This is a genomic window from Bacillus sp. GM2 (assembly GCF_056155945.1).
In genome coordinates this window covers 1,860,332-1,877,312 of sequence record NZ_JBRKSZ010000007.1, presented here as the reverse complement: position 1 = coordinate 1,877,312, position 16,981 = coordinate 1,860,332, and the positions used below count along the sequence as shown (strand labels likewise).

Here is a 16,981-nt window from a genome sequence, read left to right as displayed (position 1 = left end):
GACTCGAAAAGGAGGAACCAACGTGTCCATTGAATTCCGAACAAAATACGGACAGATTGATATATCAAACGAAGTGGTCGCCATGGTTGCGGGAGGCGCAGCGATCGACTGCTACGGGATCGTAGGTATGGCATCCAAGAACCAAATTAAAGACGGACTGACTGAAATCCTCAGAAAAGAAAACTTTGCAAGAGGCGTCATCGTCCGCCAAGAAGAAGATCGTATTCATATTGACATGTACATCATTGTCAGCTACGGAACAAAAATTTCAGAAGTGGCACATAATGTTCAAACAAAAGTCAAATATACGCTCGACCATACAGTGGGTCTTGCAGTGGATTCCGTAAATATTTACGTTCAAGGAGTACGAGTGACGAACCCGTAGTTAGGAGGAAAACAAGAGTGTCTATACGAAATCTGGATGGAAAAGCTTTTGCAGAAATGGTTCTGTACGGCGCACGCCATCTGTCTCAAAACGCAAATGTAGTTGATGCGTTAAATGTATTTCCGGTTCCGGACGGAGATACAGGAACGAACATGAATCTGTCGATGACATCCGGTGCAAAAGAAGTGGAGCAGATCGATGCCGCCAATATCGGCAAAGTGGCACAAAGCCTGTCAAGAGGGCTTCTGATGGGAGCGCGGGGAAACTCGGGCGTCATTTTATCCCAGCTGTTCAGAGGCTTTGGCAAATCGATTGAACAGAAATCGGAAATTAACGCGAAAGAATTTGCCGCCGCGTTCCAGGCCGGAGTGGACACTGCCTACAAGGCCGTCATGAAGCCTGTCGAAGGCACGATCTTGACGGTTGCCAAAGATGCGGCAAAAAAAGCAGTGCTCACCGCTCAAACTGAAACCGATATCATCAAGGTGATGGAAGCCGTCGTGAATGAAGCGGAGGCTTCATTGGAGCGGACGCCTGAGCTGCTTCCGGTTTTAAAGGAAGTCGGTGTCGTCGACAGCGGCGGAAAAGGGCTTCTTTACGTGTATGAAGGGTTTCTCGCTTCTTTAAAGGGAGAAAAGCTTTCTGAAAAAGCGGCCGCTCTTCCGTCATTGGATGATCTTGTCAGCGCGGAGCACCATAAAAACGCTCAAAGCCACATGAATACAGAAGACATCGAATTCGGCTATTGCACGGAATTTATGGTAAAGCTCGACAGCGGTAAAAGAAACTTTAATGAAGATGCGTTCCGCCAGGATTTAAGCGGCTTCGGTGATTCACTGCTCGTCGTCTCAGACGAAAATATCGCCAAGGTGCACATCCACGCCGAATATCCGGGGGAAGTCATGACTTATGCGCAAAAATACGGCAGCTTAATCAACATGAAAATCGAAAACATGAGAGAGCAGCACAGCGCGATTCTCAATCAGAACAAACAGGAGGCAGCTGCCCCGGCAGAAAAAGCGCCGGCTGAAAAGCAGCCGTACGGCGTCGTCACAGTGGCCATGGGAGAAGGAATCGCCGAACTTTTCGAAAGCATCGGCGCCACAAAGGTCATCGAAGGCGGTCAGACGATGAATCCGAGCACGGAAGACATCGTTCAGGCGATAAAAGACGCCAACGCGGACACGGTCTTGATTCTGCCGAATAATTCAAACATTGTCATGGCGGCGAACCAGGCCGCGGATGTTGCCGGACAACATGTGATTGTCATCCCGACGAAGACCGTTCCTCAAGGAATGGCCGCGCTCCTCGCATTCAACCCGGCCCTTGGAGCGGACGAGAATCAAGCCGCTATGCTCGGTGCGATCGGCGAGGTGAAAAGCGGACAAATCACCTATGCGGTCAGAGACACTAACATTGACGGCATCGATATTAAAAAAGGCGATTTTATGGGCATCTTAAACGGTAAAATCGTTGAGACGGCATCTGACCAGTTAGCAGCAGCGAAAAAGCTGCTCGCAGGCATGATCGATGAAGACAGTGAAATCGTCACTGTGATCAAAGGGGAAGACGCGCCGGAAGAAGAGGCCGAAGAACTCGCAGCCTTTATCAGCGAGACGTACGAAGACGTTGAAGTGGAAGTGCACGACGGAAAACAGCCGCTGTATTCCTACATTCTGGCTGTTGAATAATCGATCAAAGGCAGAAGGGCATGATGATAAAAGCCCTTCTCTTCTTTTGGCTTTTTTTAAAGCATCAGCCCGCTCGGACGTTGTCTGCTTGCCAATTGGGGAATGATCGATTAGTCTAAAAAAAACGGCTTTTTTTCCTCCGTACAGCGGGGGAATCTGTGTGTAAAAGGGGGATAAGGATGAAGTACAGAAGTGTGTTTGATATTATCGGGCCCGTCATGATCGGTCCGTCAAGTTCTCATACGGCCGGCGCGGCCAGAATCGGCAGAGTCGCCAGAAGCGTGTTTGGGAGGGAGCCGAAACAAATCGTTGTGTCATTGTACGGTTCTTTTGCCGAGACGTATAAAGGACATGGAACAGATGTTGCGATCATCGGCGGCCTTTTGGATTTTGAAACATTTGATGAAAGAATCAAAGATTCGATCCGCCTAGCTGAAGAAAAGGGAATCGCCATCGAGTTCCGGGAAGAAGAAGCGGTTCCAACGCATCCCAATACAGCCCGCATCCTCATCTCTGATGATGAAGGCTCCCTTGAACTCGCAGGCATCTCAATCGGCGGGGGGAAAATCGAAATCATTGAGCTGAACGGCTTTGAGCTCAGATTGTCGGGAAATCACCCTGCTATTTTAGTCGTCCATAACGACCGCTACGGAACGATTGCAGGCGTAGCCAATGTGCTTGCAAAGTTCGCAATCAACATCGGCCATATGGAAGTGGCCCGCAAAGACGTCGGCCAGGAAGCGCTCATGACGATTGAGGTCGATCAAACGATCGATCCGGCTGTTTTTGAAGAATTGAGAGCGCTGCCGAACATCATTGAGGTGACCCAGATCGCTGACTAAAAGGAGGGTGAGACGATATGTTTCGAAATGTAAAAGAATTAATTCAGCTGACAAAAGAAAAGAACGTGTCCATCTCTGAAATCATGATCGCGCAGGAGATCGAGGTGTCAGGCCGGACGCGGGAAGAAATATTCGAGCAGATGGAAGCCAACTTGACCGTGATGGAAGATGCTGTGCAAAAAGGTGTTGAAGGCGTCGTGTCGCACTCCGGATTGACGGGGGGAGACGCCGTTAAGCTTCAAGCCTACCTCAAATCGGGCAAAGGGCTGTCAGGGAATGTCATCCTTGACGCTGTCAGCAAAGCGGTTGCGACAAATGAAGTCAACGCTGCGATGGGAACGATTTGCGCAACGCCGACGGCCGGTTCGGCCGGCGTTGTCCCGGGGACGCTTTTTGCGGTAAAAGAGAAACTTCAGCCGACGAAAGAGCAGATGGTCCGCTTTTTATTTACATCGGGAGCGTTCGGATTCGTCGTTGCCAACAATGCGAGCATTTCGGGAGCCGCGGGAGGCTGTCAGGCTGAAGTCGGCTCGGCCTCGGGCATGGCGGCTGCCGCCATCGTCGAAATGGCGGGCGGAACCCCTGAACAGTGCGCCGAAGCGATGGCCATCGCTTTAAAAAACGTACTCGGTCTAGTCTGCGATCCTGTCGCAGGGCTCGTTGAGGTGCCGTGTGTGAAGCGGAACGCAATGGGCGCAGCCAACGCGATGGTCGCGGCTGATATGGCGCTTGCCGGCATTACAAGCCGCATTCCATGCGATGAAGTGATCGATGCGATGTATAAAATCGGGCAGACGATGCCGACGGCACTGAGGGAAACAGGCCGGGGTGGTCTTGCTGCAACACCGACGGGCAAAGAATTGGAGAAAAAAATATTCGGAGGAGCGTCAGCTGCACGTGGAACACAATCTGCAACTTAGTATATCTGTTATAAAAGGCGTCGGGACGGAAACGGAAAAAACGTTAAATGAGCTCGGAATCTATACGGTTCTTGATCTTTTAAACTACTTCCCGTACCGATATGACGATTATGAATTGCGCGATTTGGAAGAAGTGGCACACGACGAACGAGTGACGGTAGAAGGGAAGGTTCACAGCGAGCCTTCTCTTGCCTATTACGGGAAAAAGCGGAGCCGCCTCACGTTCCGGCTATTGGTCGGAAACTATTTGATCACAGCAGTTTGTTTTAACAGGCCTTATTTGAAAAAAAAGCTTGCGATCGGTTCGATCGTTACCGTAACCGGAAAATGGGACAAGCACAGACAATCCGTGATGGTACAGGAGCTGAAAAACGGGCCGCACCAAGGTGACCAGTCGATTGAACCCGTTTACTCCGTCAAAGAAAATATCACCGTAAAGACAATGAGGAAATTGATTCAGGAAGCCGTCCGCAGCCATTTGCCGTCTGCCGAAGACCCCCTTCCGGAAAAGCTTAGGACCGCCTATAAACTTCTGTCTTACCAGGAGGCGGTGAAGGCGATGCACAAGCCCGAGTCGAGGGAAGCTTTAAAACATGCGCGGCGCCGCTTTGTATATGAAGAATTTTTACTGTTTCAGCTGAAAATGCAGGCTTTACGGAAGTTCGAGCGGGAAGCGTCCGACGGAATCAGCCACACCTTTAAAACGGAAGACGTCAATTCGTTTGTCAAAAGCCTCCCGTTTCCTTTGACAAACGCGCAGGCGAAAGCGCTCGACGACATATTAAGGGACATGGCTTCAGGGTATAAAATGAATCGGCTTTTACAAGGAGACGTCGGATCAGGCAAAACGGCCGTCGCCGCGATTGCGTTATACGCCTCGCTGCTTTCGGGATTCCAGGGAGCGATGATGGTGCCGACCGAAATACTGGCGGAACAGCACGCCGATTCATTGGTATCCCTCTTTGAGCAGTACGATGTCAATGTTGCGCTTTTAACAAGCTCTGTGAAAGGGAAAAGGAGAAGAGAGCTTTTAGAAAGATTAAAAGAAGGAGAAATTGATATTTTGGTGGGGACGCACGCCCTTATTCAGGACGATGTCCATTTTAAACAGCTCGGTCTCGTGATCACCGATGAACAGCACCGCTTCGGTGTCGAGCAAAGAAAAAAACTGAGAAGCAAAGGGAAAGATCCCGATGTCTTGTTTATGACGGCGACGCCGATTCCAAGGACACTGGCAATTACGGTTTTCGGGGAAATGGATGTGTCCGTCATCGATGAAATGCCGGCTGGGCGAAAGCGGATCGAGACTTATTGGGTGAAGCACGACATGCTCGAACGAATTCTCGCGTTTATCGAAAAAGAACTGAAAAAAGGCAGACAGGCATATGTGATTTGTCCCTTGATCGAAGAATCGGACAAGCTCGACGTTCAAAACGCCATCGATGTGCACAGCATGCTGACCCATGCTTTCAGAGGAAGGTGGCAGATCGGTCTCATGCACGGAAAGCTCTCAAATGACGAGAAAGAACAGGTGATGAGGCAGTTCAGCAAAAACGAATGCCAGATTCTCGTTTCCACAACCGTCGTTGAAGTCGGCGTAAACGTTCCGAATGCGACGGTCATGCTGATCTATGATGCCGACCGGTTCGGTCTTTCCCAACTGCACCAGCTTCGCGGCCGGGTCGGGCGGGGCGACCACCAGTCGTATTGCATCCTGATGGCAGATCCGAAATCTGAAACGGGCAAAGAGCGCATGAGCATCATGTCTGAGACGACCGACGGCTTTGAGCTTTCTGAAAAGGACCTTGAACTCAGAGGACCCGGGGACTTCTTCGGCAAAAAACAGAGCGGGATGCCGGAGTTTAAAGTCGCTGACATGGTTCACGACTACCGCGCGCTGGAAACGGCAAGAAGAGACGCTGCAGAACTTGTCTCTTCAAAGGCGTTCTGGACGGATGCCGAATATGAAAGCCTGCGGGAACACTTGCAAAACAGCGGGGTGATGGAAGGAGAAAAGCTGAGCTGACCTGGAAGTCCTGTGAAAATTTATTGTCGGCGGGTAAAGAAAGATTGCATTCCAATCTATGAAATTATATACTACTATTAGTACCTAGTCATAATTGCGCGGATGGTGTTTAAAAACATGAGAAAAAGTAAGAGAGAACGCCAAGAATTGCTGCAGCAGACGATTCGTACGACCCCGTTTATTACGGACGAGGAGTTAGCGGAGAAATTTAACGTCAGCATTCAGACGATTCGCTTGGACCGTTTGGAACTTTCCATACCTGAACTGAGAGAAAGAATCAAAAGTGTTGCCGAGAAATCTCTTGAAGATGAAGTCAAGTCTCTCCCGCTCGACGAGGTCATTGGCGAGATCATTGATTTGGAGCTGGATGAGCACGCGATTTCCATTCTGGAGATCAGAACGGAGCACGTTTTCAGCCGAAATCAAATCGCCAGGGGACACCATTTGTTTGCCCAGGCCAACTCGCTCGCCGTTGCCCTCATCGACGATGAGCTCGCATTGACGGCCAAAGCGGACATCCGCTTTACCAGGCAGGTCAAGCAAGGCGAACGGGTCGTTGCAAAAGCGAAAGTCGTAAAGCTTGATAAAGATAAAGGCAGAACGGTTGTTGAAGTGAACAGCTATGTTGCCGAAGAGCCTGTGTTTTCAGGCGAATTTGTCATGTATCGTTCAAAACAATCATAGAAGGTGGCGCGTAAGTCATGAAAATTGCTGTAGATGCCATGGGAGGAGACAATGCTCCCAAAGCGGTTATTGAAGGCGTGATGAAAGCGGTCGAAGATTTTGAAGACCTCGAGATTACGCTGATCGGCGACCGGGAAAAAATTGCCGCCCATTTAACGGAGCACGGGCGGATCACTGTCAAGCACGCGGAAGAAGTCATCGAGGCGACAGACGAACCTGTCAGAGCCGTCAGAAGAAAGAAGAATTCATCGATGGTTCTGATGGCCGGGGAAGTCGCAGAAGGCAGGGCGGATGCCTGCATTTCCGCCGGAAACACCGGAGCGCTTATGACGGCCGGGCTCTTTATCGTCGGCCGGATTGAAGGGATTGAAAGGCCTGCGTTGGCGCCGACATTGCCGACTGTCTCCGGAGACGGCTTTCTCCTTCTTGATGTCGGAGCGAATGTGGACGCCAAGCCTGAACATCTCGTTCAATACGCCATTATGGGATCTGTTTACGGAGAACAGGTGCTGGGCGTCAAAAATCCGCGCATCGGACTTTTAAACGTCGGAACTGAAGACAAAAAAGGAAATGAGCTTGCCAAGCAGACCTTTCAAAAATTAAAGGAAACCGATTTGAACTTCATCGGCAATGTGGAAGCGCGCGACATGCTGGACGGAGTCGCTGATGTCATCGTGACAGACGGCTTTACCGGTAACGTTGCCTTGAAAACGGTCGAGGGTGCGGCGCTGTCCATTTTTAAAATGCTCAGAACGACGCTGACTTCGAGCTTCACGGCGAAGCTCGCCGCCTCTGCGCTGAAGCCGAAGCTGAAAGAAATGAAAACGAAAATGGATTACTCTGAATACGGCGGAGCCGGATTGTTCGGCTTAAAGGCGCCCGTCATCAAAGCGCACGGATCATCTGACGGACGCGCCGTTTATCACGCGATCCGCCAGGCCAGAGAGATGGTCAGCCAAAATGTCGCGGCATTTATCGAAGAAAAAATTCAACAAAAAGCAGATGAATAGTCTGGAGGTTTTAACATATGGGCAAGATTGCTTTTCTATTCCCGGGCCAAGGTTCGCAGCATATCGGCATGGGACACGAATTGTATAAAAAAGAACCGAACGCAAAGAAGATTTTTGAAGAAGCGGATCAAACGCTTGAAACAAAACTGAGCAGCCTCATGTTTGAAGGGGATGCAAAGGAACTGACGCTTACATACAACGCGCAGCCAAGCCTTTTAACGGCGAGCACAGCAGCGCTTCAAAAACTGAAGGAATACGGCATTAAAGCCGACTATGCGGCAGGGCACAGCCTCGGCGAGTACAGCGCATTGGTAGCTGCCGGCGCCTTGTCGTTTAAAGCCGCGGTTTATGCCGTCAGAAAGCGCGGCGAATTCATGAATGAAGCCGTGCCGGCAGGAGAAGGCGCGATGGCGGCCATTCTCGGCATGGACAGCCAGGCGCTGAAAGAAGTGACGGACAAAATTTCTGAAGAAGGAAACCTTGTTCAGCTCGCCAATTTGAACTGCCCCGGGCAGATCGTCATCTCGGGTACAGCTAAAGGCGTCGAGCTCGCTTCAGAGCTTGCCAAAGAAAAGGGCGCAAAACGCGCGATCCCTCTTGAAGTCAGCGGGCCGTTCCATTCCGAACTGATGAAGCCGGCAGCTGATAAGCTTCGTGAAGTTCTTGATGCGTGCAAGATCAAAGATGCAGCCATTCCGGTCGTCTCCAACGTAACAGCCGACTTTGTAACGGATAAAGACGACATTAAGAATAAACTGATTGAACAGCTGTATTCCCCTGTGCGATTTGAAGAAACAATCAGCCGCCTGATTGACGAAGGCGTGACGACGTTCATCGAAATCGGTCCCGGTAAGGTTTTGTCAGGGCTTGTGAAGAAAGTGAACCGCAGAGTCAAAACGATTGCTGTGTCAGACCCGAACACAATTGAACTTGCCGTTCAAACGTTGAAGGAGGAAAACGAAAATGCTGGAAAATAAAACAGCCGTTGTTACAGGAGCCTCAAGAGGGATCGGCCGCGCGATCGCCCTGGACCTGGCGAAAAACGGAGCGAATGTCGTCGTCAACTACGCGGGAAATGAAGCGAAAGCGAACGAAGTCGTAGACGAAATCAAAGCGCTCGGCCGCGATGCGTTTGCTTTTAAAGCGGACGTTTCAAATGCGGATGAGGTTCAGGCGATGATGAAGGAAGCGGTCGGACGCTTCGGCACGCTTGACATCCTTGTCAACAATGCGGGCATTACAAAAGACAATCTGTTCATGAGAATGAAAGAAGATGAATGGGACGACGTCATTAACATAAACTTAAAAGGTGTGTTCAATTGTTCAAAAGCCGTGACAAGACAGATGATGAAACAAAGAAGCGGCCGGATCATCAACATCACCTCGGTTGTAGGCGTCGTCGGTAACGCCGGACAGGCCAACTATGTCGCGGCTAAATCAGGCGTGATCGGCTTGACGAAAACGCTGGCGAAAGAGCTTGCGTCTAGAAACATCACCGTTAATGCAATCGCTCCGGGGTTTATTTCGACGGAAATGACGGACAAGCTGACAAAAGACATTCAAGACGAAATGCTGAAGCAGATTCCGCTTGCACGGTTCGGCGATCCGTCTGACATCAGCAGCGCCGTTGTTTTCCTCGCATCTGACCATGCGAGCTACATGACCGGCCAGACGCTGAACATCAACGGCGGAATGGCTATGGTTTAAACGAAATCAAAAATTGAATTATCTCTGGTTTTTTAAAAACGAATCAACTATAATACTTGAGGGGAGGTGAATAGCTATGGCAGACGCATTAGAGCGTGTAACAAAAATCATCGTAGACCGCCTCGGCGTGGATGAAGCCGACGTCACTCTTGAAGCTTCTTTTAAAGAGGATTTAGGCGCTGATTCCCTTGATGTAGTTGAGCTTGTCATGGAACTTGAAGACGAGTTTGATATGGAGATTTCTGACGAAGATGCTGAAAAGATTGCAACAGTCGGTGACGCTGTGAACTACATAAATAGTAAGCAGTAAGCTCTTTTAAAGTCCCGTTTAAAGACGGGGCTTTATCCCTTTATAAATGCGGCTTTAATTTTAATGTTTTGCCCAATGATACACGAACCTGCCTTTTCATAGGAGGTGAGGTGAACTTGATGTGCCCATATGGAGGTTGCTATGTCAAAACATTCACATTTCAGAGACAAAAAAATGTTTCAAAAGAAAGCGGAGCAGTTTAAAAAGTTTCAGGAGCGGATTTCGGTTCAATTTCAAAACGAGAAGCTTTTATATCAAGCATTTACACATTCATCTTATGTGAATGAGCATCGAAAGAAGCCATATGAAGATAATGAGAGGCTTGAATTTTTAGGAGACGCCGTTTTGGAACTGACGATTTCTCAATTTTTATACGCCAAATACCCGGCGATGAGCGAGGGTGATTTGACGAAATTGAGAGCGGCGATCGTATGTGAGCCTTCTTTGGTTTCCCTGGCCCACGAGCTTTCTTTCGGAGAGCTAGTTCTATTGGGAAAAGGAGAGGAAATGACTGGAGGAAGAAAGCGTCCGGCGCTTTTAGCCGATGTGTTTGAAGCTTTTATCGGTGCGCTCTATCTGGATCAGGGGCTCGAAGCTGTCGTGGCCTTTCTGAAAGCGTACGTTTTCCCTAAAATCGACGATGGTGCTTTTTCTCATGTGATGGATTTTAAAAGCCAGCTGCAGGAATTTGTACAGCGCGACGGGCGAGGCATACTGGAGTATAAAATCCTTCAGGAAAAAGGACCGGCGCACAACCGCGAATTTGAAGCAAATGTATCGCTAAAAGGAGAAGTACTTGGGGTGGGAAGCGGCCGTTCCAAAAAAGAAGCTGAACAGCATGCCGCTCAAGAAGCGCTCGCGAAGCTGCAAAAACACCATATGAAACAATAAATCCCCCTTGCAAAAACCAGGGGGATTTCAATGTATTTTGAGCCTTTTCCATAGGGTTATGATAGAATTGTAATACTTTAATACATAAGGAGGATCACCATGTTCCTCAAACGTTTAGACGTGATAGGATTTAAATCGTTTGCAGAACGAATTTCTGTAGATTTTGTAAAAGGCGTGACAGCCGTCGTCGGCCCGAACGGCAGCGGAAAAAGCAACATCACCGACGCGATCCGCTGGGTGCTCGGTGAACAGTCCGCCAAATCGCTCAGGGGTGGCAAGATGGAAGATATCATTTTTGCCGGCAGCGACTCGCGGAAAAAGCTGAACCTTGCCGAAGTGACGCTGACGCTTGACAACGATGACCGCTTTTTGCCGATCGATTTTCACGAAGTCAGTGTGACGAGAAGAGTCTACAGATCGGGGAAAGCGAATTTCTCATCAACAACCAGCCGTGCCGCCTGAAAGATATCATCGATCTTTTTATGGATTCAGGGCTTGGAAAAGAAGCGTTTTCCATCATCAGCCAAGGCAAAGTCGAAGAGATTTTAAGCAGCAAGGCTGAAGAGCGGAGAAGCATCTTCGAAGAAGCGGCCGGCGTATTAAAATACAAAACGAGAAAGAAAAAAGCCGAAAACAAGCTGTTTGAGACACAGGACAATTTGAACCGGGTCGAAGACATCCTCCACGAGCTCGAGGGACAGGTGGAGCCGCTGAAAGTGCAGGCATCGATCGCCAAAGACTACCTTGAAAAGAAGGATGAGCTTGAAAAAATCGAAATCGCGTTAACGGCGTATGACATCGAAGAGCTTCACGGAAAATGGGAAGCCCTTCAGCAAAAAGTCGAAAAGGCGAAAGACGAAGAAATGTCCTCTTCAGCGGCCATCCAGGCAAAAGAAGCCAAAATCGAAGAGGCAAGAGACAAAATTCAAGCGCTCGACGAATCGGTCGATGAGCTTCAGCAAGTGCTGCTTTTGACAAGCGAGGAACTGGAGAAGCTTGAAGGCCGGAAAGAAGTGCTGAAGGAACGCAAAAAAAACGCCACGCAAAACAGAGCTCAGCTTGAAGAAGCGATCGTCCAGCGCAGTGAAAAAGAGCGAACCCTGAAAGAGAAAATCGCCGCGCAGAAGCTTGTGTTTGAAAAGCTCGAGACTGAAGCAAAAGAGCTTGCCCGACAGGTGAAAGAAAAAAATCAGGCTTTATCCGGATACAGCGAAAATGTAGAGGAAGAAATCGAACAGCTGAAAAGCGATTATTTCGAGCTGTTGAACGAACAGGCTTCCGTCCGCAACGAGCTTCAATTTCTTGAAGACCAAATGACCCAATCTGCGGCACAGCAGAAACGGCTCGCACAAAACAATGAAAAATATTTAAGCGAGCGGAAGGAAATCGCCGACCAAAAGATGAAAACCGAACACGAATTCAGCCTCGTGGACGAGCGTCTTCACAGCCAGATTCAAGCATTCAGGGACGCGCAAAAAAGCTATGAACAGAAAAAAAGCCAGTACGAAAAAAAGGAATCCGCCCTTTACCAGGCTTATCAATACGTTCAGCAGGCGCGCTCTAAAAAGGAAATGCTTGAAGCGATGCAGGAGGACTTTTCGGGGTTTTATCAAGGCGTCAAAGAAGTATTAAAGGCCAAGAGCGAGCTTCCGGGAATTCGCGGCGCGATTGCAGAGCTGTTAAAGACGGACGAGCGGTATGAAACAGCGATCGAAATCGCGCTCGGCGCAACGGCCCAACATGTTGTCACAGACGATGAAGACGCCGCCAGACGGGCGATTCAATATTTGAAAAAGCATTCGTTCGGAAGGGCGACCTTCCTCCCGCTGTCCGTCATCAAAGAGCGCCGCATCCAGCCGCGAGACATCGAGACGGCGAAAGAAAACCCGTCGTTCATCGGCATCGCCAGCGAGCTTGTTTCATTTGATCCGGCCTACCGGAGCGTCGTGCAAAATCTGCTCGGCACCGTGCTGATCACCGAGCATTTAAAGGGCGCCAACGACCTTGCCAAGCGGCTCGGCCACAGATACCGGATCGTCACCCTTGAAGGGGATGTCGTCAATCCGGGCGGTTCCATGACGGGAGGAGCTGTCAAGAAAAAAAGCAGCTCGCTTCTGGGACGAAACAGGGAACTGGAAGCCCAGACAAAACGCCTCGCCGAGATGGAAGAAAAAACCGAATTGCTCGAAAAAGAAGTGAAAGCCCTGAAGCAGACCATTCAGGAGCTTGATGCCAAGCTACAGTCACTTCGGGAGGACGGAGAACGCCTAAGATCCGAGCAGCAGGAAATCAAAGGCCGTCTGTACGAACTCGAAATCGCCGAGAAAAACGTCAACAGCCATTTGGAGCTCTATGACCAGGAAAAATCGGCTCTGCTTGAAGGGGACGAAGACAAGAAGCGGCGTAAAGAAGAGCTTGAAGAAAAGCTCGCATCGATCGCCGGCGAGCTGCAGCGCCTTGATTCCGAAATCGAAGCCATGACGGAGCGGAAACAGACGCAGACCTCGACGAAAGAAGCGTTGCAAAGCGAGCTGACCGATTTGAAAGTGGTGCTGGCGAAAACCGAACAGTCGTGTGCAAACGAACGGGAAAAGCTCGCAAGGCTTGAAGAAGAGTATGCCGAGAATGCGGAAGCGCTCAAGGTGGCCGAAGAGGATCTTTCTTTCTTAACGACAGAGATGTCCTCCAATTCTTCCGGTGAGGAAAAACTTGAAGAAGCTGCGAAAAAGAAGCTGAACGATAAAAATAAAACCGCAGAGCTCATCGCCTCAAGAAGAGAACAGCGGATGAAGCTGCAAAAAGGCCTTGAAACCGAAGAGCTCGAACTGAAAGAAATGAAGCGCCAGTATAAGCAGATGGCCGGTCTCTTAAAAGATGAAGAAGTCAAGCTCGGCCGCATGGAAGTCGAGCTCGACAACCTGCTCTCTTTCCTGCGGGAAGAGTACAGCCTTTCATTTGAAGGGGCAAGGGAAAAATATCCTTTGGAGCTTTCCCCTGAAGAAGCGAGGAAGCGCGTCAAGCTGATCAAGCTTGCGATCGAAGAGCTGGGAACGGTGAACCTTGGCAGCATTGAGGAATTCGAAAGGGTCAATGAACGCTACCTCTTCCTTTCAGAGCAGAAAGACGACCTGCTCGAAGCGAAAAATACGCTCTTTAAGGTCATCGAGGAAATGGATGAGGAAATGACGAAGCGTTTTGCGGAAACATTTGCGCAGATCAGCTCCCATTTTGAAGACGTCTTCCGGGCGCTGTTCGGCGGCGGAAGAGCCGAGCTCAAGCTGACAGATCCGAATGACCTGCTCCAATCGGGCGTCGATATTATCGCCCAGCCTCCGGGCAAAAAGCTGCAGAACCTGAGCCTGCTTTCCGGCGGGGAACGGGCCTTGACGGCGATCGCGCTCCTGTTTTCGATCCTCAAAGTCAGACCGGTTCCGTTCTGCGTGCTGGATGAAGTCGAGGCGGCCCTTGATGAAGCGAACGTGTTCCGCTTTGCCCAATACTTGAAAAAATACAGCCATGAAACCCAGTTCATCGTCATCACCCACCGGAAAGGAACAATGGAAGAAGCCGATGTTCTTTACGGCGTGACGATGCAGGAATCAGGCGTTTCCAAGCTGGTCTCAGTCAAGCTTGAAGAAACAAAAGAATTAGTTCAATAAAGCGAGGTTACAGGACATGAGCTTTTTTAAAAAACTGAAAGAAAAAATCACACAGCAGACCGATTCGGTCTCAGGCAAATTTAAAGAAGGCCTGGCGAAAACGAGAAATACGTTTCAGGAGCGGGTCAATGAGCTTGTCTCCCGCTACCGGAAAGTGGACGAGGATTTTTTTGAAGAGCTTGAAGAGGTTCTGATCGGCGCTGATGTCGGCGTTGCGACTGTTATGGAGCTGATTGACGAGCTGAAGAGCGAGGTCAAGCGAAGAAATATTCAGGACCCGAAAGAGGTGCAGTCCGTCATTTCTGAAAAGCTCGTTGAAATCTATGAAGGCGGGGAGCAGGAAGCATCAGAGCTCCGCGTCGAAGACGGCCGCCTAAACATCATTTTATTCGTCGGCGTCAACGGCGTCGGCAAAACGACGACGATCGGCAAGCTTGCCCATCAATTCATTAAAGAAGGCAAAAATGTCGTTCTTGCTGCCGGAGATACATTCAGGGCCGGCGCGATCGACCAGCTTGAAGTGTGGGGAGAGCGCGTCGGCGCGCATGTCGTCAAACAGGCGGAAGGCTCGGATCCTGCGGCTGTTATCTATGACGCCGTTCAAGCCGCGAAAGCGCGCGGCGCCGATGTCCTGCTTTGCGACACGGCAGGACGCCTGCAAAATAAAGTGAACTTAATGAAAGAGCTAGAAAAGGTAAAGCGCGTGATTCAGCGCGAAGTGCCTGATGCGCCTCATGAAGTGCTGCTCGTACTGGATGCGACGACAGGGCAGAACGCAATGACACAGGCGCGCGAATTTTCCAAAGCGACTGATGTCTCAGGCATCGTGCTGACGAAGCTCGACGGAACGGCAAAAGGCGGCATCGTCCTCGCCATCCGCCATGAGCTGCAGATTCCGGTCAAGTTTGTCGGGCTGGGGGAAAAAATGGATGACCTGCAGCCGTTTGAAGCAGAGTCATATGTATACGGCCTGTTTTCCGATCTGATCGAGAAAGAAGAGTAGGCGTGGAAAACCCCTTTGCGGGGGTTTTCTTTTTTGCCGTCCGGTATGACAAGATAAAAACTTGACAGATCAAATATTTCAGCGTAAACTAGTGTATCGTAAAGGGATTTGACTTAACAAAGGGGAGAGTCTCATGACGCTTGAAAAAACAACGAGAATGAATTACTTATTCGATTTCTATCAGTCGTTGTTGACATCAAAACAAAAAAGCTACATGTCGCTTTACTACTTAGACGATTTCTCCCTTGGCGAAATAGCTGAAGAATATCATGTCTCAAGGCAGGCGGTCTATGACAATATCAAACGGACCGAAGCCATGCTTGAGCAATATGAAGAAAAGCTACTTTTGTTTAAAAAATTTCAAGAGCGCAAAAAGATTTTTGAAGCGCTGAGAAAGCTGACTGACGGTCAGCCTGAGGCGGAGTCCCTGATTGATGCGCTTGAGAAATTAGATTAGGAGGCGGCACTTAATATGGCATTCGAAGGATTAGCCGACCGACTGCAGCAAACGATCTCAAAAATCCGCGGAAAAGGAAAAGTAACGGAGCAAGACGTCAAAGAGATGATGCGCGAAGTCCGTTTAGCGCTCCTTGAAGCGGACGTCAATTTTAAAGTCGTGAAAGATTTTGTGAAAAAGGTAAGCGAACGAGCTGTCGGACAAGACGTTATGAAAAGCCTGACGCCCGGACAGCAGGTCATTAAAGTGGTAAAAGAAGAGCTGACGGAGCTGATGGGCGGCGAGGAAAGCAAGATTGCCGCTGCAAAGCGTCCGCCGACCGTCATCATGATGGTCGGTCTGCAAGGGGCCGGTAAAACGACGTCGACTGGAAAGCTTGCCAACCTGCTTCGCAAAAAACATAACCGCAATCCGCTGCTCGTGGCAGCAGACATCTACCGCCCGGCGGCGATCAAACAGCTGGAAACGCTCGGCAAGCAGCTCGATATGCCGGTATTTTCACTGGGTGACAAGGTCAGTCCGGTGGAGATTGCCAAGCAGGCCATCGAAAAGGCGAAAGAAGATCATCACGACTACGTTCTCATCGATACGGCGGGACGCCTTCATATTGATGAAGAGCTGATGGATGAGCTTGAGCAGGTAAAAGAAACCGCTCAGCCGGAAGAGATTTTCCTTGTCGTTGACTCCATGACGGGTCAAGACGCGGTCAATGTTGCCAAAAGCTTTAACGAACAGCTCGGTGTGACAGGTGTCGTCTTGACGAAGCTTGACGGCGATACTAGAGGCGGAGCGGCCTTGTCAATCCGCGCCGTGACAAACACGCCGATCAAATTCGCCGGAATGGGCGAAAAGCTTGATGCGCTGGAGCCGTTTCATCCTGAACGGATGGCTTCGCGGATACTCGGAATGGGCGATGTGCTCACCCTTATCGAGAAAGCCCAGGCCAACGTAGACGAAGAAAAGGCGAAGGAACTCGAGCAAAAAATGAAAAATATGAGCTTTACGCTCGACGACTTTTTGGAACAGCTCGGACAGGTCCGCAATATGGGGCCGCTTGAAGACCTGATTCAAATGATGCCCGGCGCAGGCAAAATGAAAGGCTTAAAAAACGTGAAGGTTGATGAAAAACAGCTCAGCCATATCGAAGCGATCATCAAGTCGATGACCGGGAAGGAAAAAGAGCAGCCTGAGATCATCAATGCAAGCAGGCGCAAACGGATTGCTAAAGGAAGCGGGACATCGGTCCAGGAAGTCAACCGTCTTTTAAAGCAATTTGAAGAAATGAAAAAAATGATGAAACAGATGACAAACATGACAAAAGGCAAGAAAAAAGGGTTTAAACTGCCCTTCATGTAAACCTGTTTTCAGATGATAAAAACGTTGTTAAGAAAAAACA

Annotated in this window: 14 protein-coding genes and 1 pseudogene; all 15 read left to right on the top strand. The window is 49.6% G+C overall.

All coding sequences use genetic code 11. From position 1 onward, the window contains the following. Window positions 1-22 precede the first annotated feature (22 nt). The 15 genes and pseudogenes from ACVC9U_RS10515 to ffh all read left to right on the top strand — a co-directional run bounded on the left by ACVC9U_RS10515 (window position 23) and on the right by ffh (window position 16,941). Window positions 23-385: an Asp23/Gls24 family envelope stress response protein gene (locus ACVC9U_RS10515; protein ID WP_003181687.1), complete on the top strand. Its 363-nt coding sequence runs from the start codon at window positions 23-25 to the stop codon at window positions 383-385. A gap of 17 nt (window positions 386-402) precedes the next feature. Further along, complete coding sequence (locus ACVC9U_RS10510) at window positions 403-2,076, top strand: DAK2 domain-containing protein (RefSeq protein WP_080131363.1); 1,674 nt, start codon at window positions 403-405, stop codon at window positions 2,074-2,076. A gap of 179 nt (window positions 2,077-2,255) precedes the next feature. Continuing rightward, window positions 2,256-2,918, top strand: a complete 663-nt coding sequence (sdaAB, locus tag ACVC9U_RS10505) for an L-serine ammonia-lyase, iron-sulfur-dependent subunit beta (protein ID WP_080131364.1) — start codon at window positions 2,256-2,258, stop codon at window positions 2,916-2,918. A gap of 17 nt (window positions 2,919-2,935) precedes the next feature. Further along, the gene (gene sdaAA, locus ACVC9U_RS10500; RefSeq protein WP_065644114.1) at window positions 2,936-3,838 is read left to right on the top strand and encodes an L-serine ammonia-lyase, iron-sulfur-dependent, subunit alpha; all 903 of its coding nucleotides are present in this window, start codon (window positions 2,936-2,938) and stop codon (window positions 3,836-3,838) included. Further along, window positions 3,816-5,864, top strand: coding sequence for an ATP-dependent DNA helicase RecG (gene recG, locus ACVC9U_RS10495; protein ID WP_020451359.1), 2,049 nt, complete (start codon window positions 3,816-3,818; stop codon window positions 5,862-5,864). The genes sdaAA and recG overlap by 23 nt, the downstream gene beginning before the upstream one ends. Before the next feature lie 117 nt (window positions 5,865-5,981). Continuing rightward, entirely contained in the window at window positions 5,982-6,548 is a 567-nt protein-coding gene (gene fapR, locus ACVC9U_RS10490; RefSeq protein WP_020451360.1) for a transcription factor FapR, read from the top strand. Window positions 6,549-6,565: 17 nt separating this feature from the next. Further along, window positions 6,566-7,558 carry a phosphate acyltransferase PlsX gene (gene plsX / locus ACVC9U_RS10485; protein ID WP_003181700.1) on the top strand — a complete coding sequence of 331 codons (993 nt, stop codon included), beginning with the start codon at window positions 6,566-6,568 and terminating at the stop codon, window positions 7,556-7,558. A 17-nt stretch (window positions 7,559-7,575) separates the two neighbouring features. Then, window positions 7,576-8,535, top strand: a complete 960-nt coding sequence (fabD, locus tag ACVC9U_RS10480) for an ACP S-malonyltransferase (protein ID WP_441390781.1) — start codon at window positions 7,576-7,578, stop codon at window positions 8,533-8,535. Next, window positions 8,522-9,265, top strand: coding sequence for a 3-oxoacyl-[acyl-carrier-protein] reductase (gene fabG, locus ACVC9U_RS10475; protein ID WP_023857217.1), 744 nt, complete (start codon window positions 8,522-8,524; stop codon window positions 9,263-9,265). The genes fabD and fabG overlap by 14 nt, the downstream gene beginning before the upstream one ends. Before the next feature lie 76 nt (window positions 9,266-9,341). Continuing rightward, the gene (acpP, locus tag ACVC9U_RS10470; RefSeq protein ID WP_003181706.1) at window positions 9,342-9,575 is read left to right on the top strand and encodes an acyl carrier protein; all 234 of its coding nucleotides are present in this window, start codon (window positions 9,342-9,344) and stop codon (window positions 9,573-9,575) included. Window positions 9,576-9,716: 141 nt separating this feature from the next. Further along, window positions 9,717-10,466 carry a ribonuclease III gene (rnc, locus tag ACVC9U_RS10465; RefSeq protein ID WP_075752863.1) on the top strand — a complete coding sequence of 250 codons (750 nt, stop codon included), beginning with the start codon at window positions 9,717-9,719 and terminating at the stop codon, window positions 10,464-10,466. Window positions 10,467-10,565: 99 nt separating this feature from the next. Beyond that, window positions 10,566-14,125, top strand: a pseudogene (gene smc, locus ACVC9U_RS10460) (chromosome segregation protein SMC). A 16-nt stretch (window positions 14,126-14,141) separates the two neighbouring features. Continuing rightward, the gene (gene ftsY / locus ACVC9U_RS10455; RefSeq protein ID WP_003181713.1) at window positions 14,142-15,128 is read left to right on the top strand and encodes a signal recognition particle-docking protein FtsY; all 987 of its coding nucleotides are present in this window, start codon (window positions 14,142-14,144) and stop codon (window positions 15,126-15,128) included. A 133-nt stretch (window positions 15,129-15,261) separates the two neighbouring features. After that, window positions 15,262-15,585: a putative DNA-binding protein gene (locus ACVC9U_RS10450; RefSeq protein ID WP_003181715.1), complete on the top strand. Its 324-nt coding sequence runs from the start codon at window positions 15,262-15,264 to the stop codon at window positions 15,583-15,585. A gap of 15 nt (window positions 15,586-15,600) precedes the next feature. Continuing rightward, the gene (gene ffh / locus ACVC9U_RS10445) at window positions 15,601-16,941 is read left to right on the top strand and encodes a signal recognition particle protein (protein ID WP_061576675.1); all 1,341 of its coding nucleotides are present in this window, start codon (window positions 15,601-15,603) and stop codon (window positions 16,939-16,941) included. Window positions 16,942-16,981 lie beyond the last annotated feature (40 nt).

Excerpts from the sequence above, each read along its gene's own strand:
- sdaAA (WP_065644114.1), top strand. The coding sequence starts at position 2,936 with ATGTTTCGAAATGTAAAAGAATTAATTCAGCTGACAAAAGAAAAGAAC.
- rnc (WP_075752863.1), top strand. The coding sequence starts at position 9,717 with ATGTCAAAACATTCACATTTCAGAGACAAAAAAATGTTTCAAAAGAAA.
- fabD (WP_441390781.1), top strand. The coding sequence starts at position 7,576 with ATGGGCAAGATTGCTTTTCTATTCCCGGGCCAAGGTTCGCAGCATATC.
- fapR (WP_020451360.1), top strand. The coding sequence starts at position 5,982 with ATGAGAAAAAGTAAGAGAGAACGCCAAGAATTGCTGCAGCAGACGATT.
- sdaAB (WP_080131364.1), top strand. The coding sequence starts at position 2,256 with ATGAAGTACAGAAGTGTGTTTGATATTATCGGGCCCGTCATGATCGGT.
- plsX (WP_003181700.1), top strand. The coding sequence starts at position 6,566 with ATGAAAATTGCTGTAGATGCCATGGGAGGAGACAATGCTCCCAAAGCG.
- ffh (WP_061576675.1), top strand. The coding sequence starts at position 15,601 with ATGGCATTCGAAGGATTAGCCGACCGACTGCAGCAAACGATCTCAAAA.
- fabG (WP_023857217.1), top strand. The coding sequence starts at position 8,522 with ATGCTGGAAAATAAAACAGCCGTTGTTACAGGAGCCTCAAGAGGGATC.
- acpP (WP_003181706.1), top strand. The coding sequence starts at position 9,342 with ATGGCAGACGCATTAGAGCGTGTAACAAAAATCATCGTAGACCGCCTC.
- ACVC9U_RS10450 (WP_003181715.1), top strand. The coding sequence starts at position 15,262 with ATGACGCTTGAAAAAACAACGAGAATGAATTACTTATTCGATTTCTAT.
- ftsY (WP_003181713.1), top strand. The coding sequence starts at position 14,142 with ATGAGCTTTTTTAAAAAACTGAAAGAAAAAATCACACAGCAGACCGAT.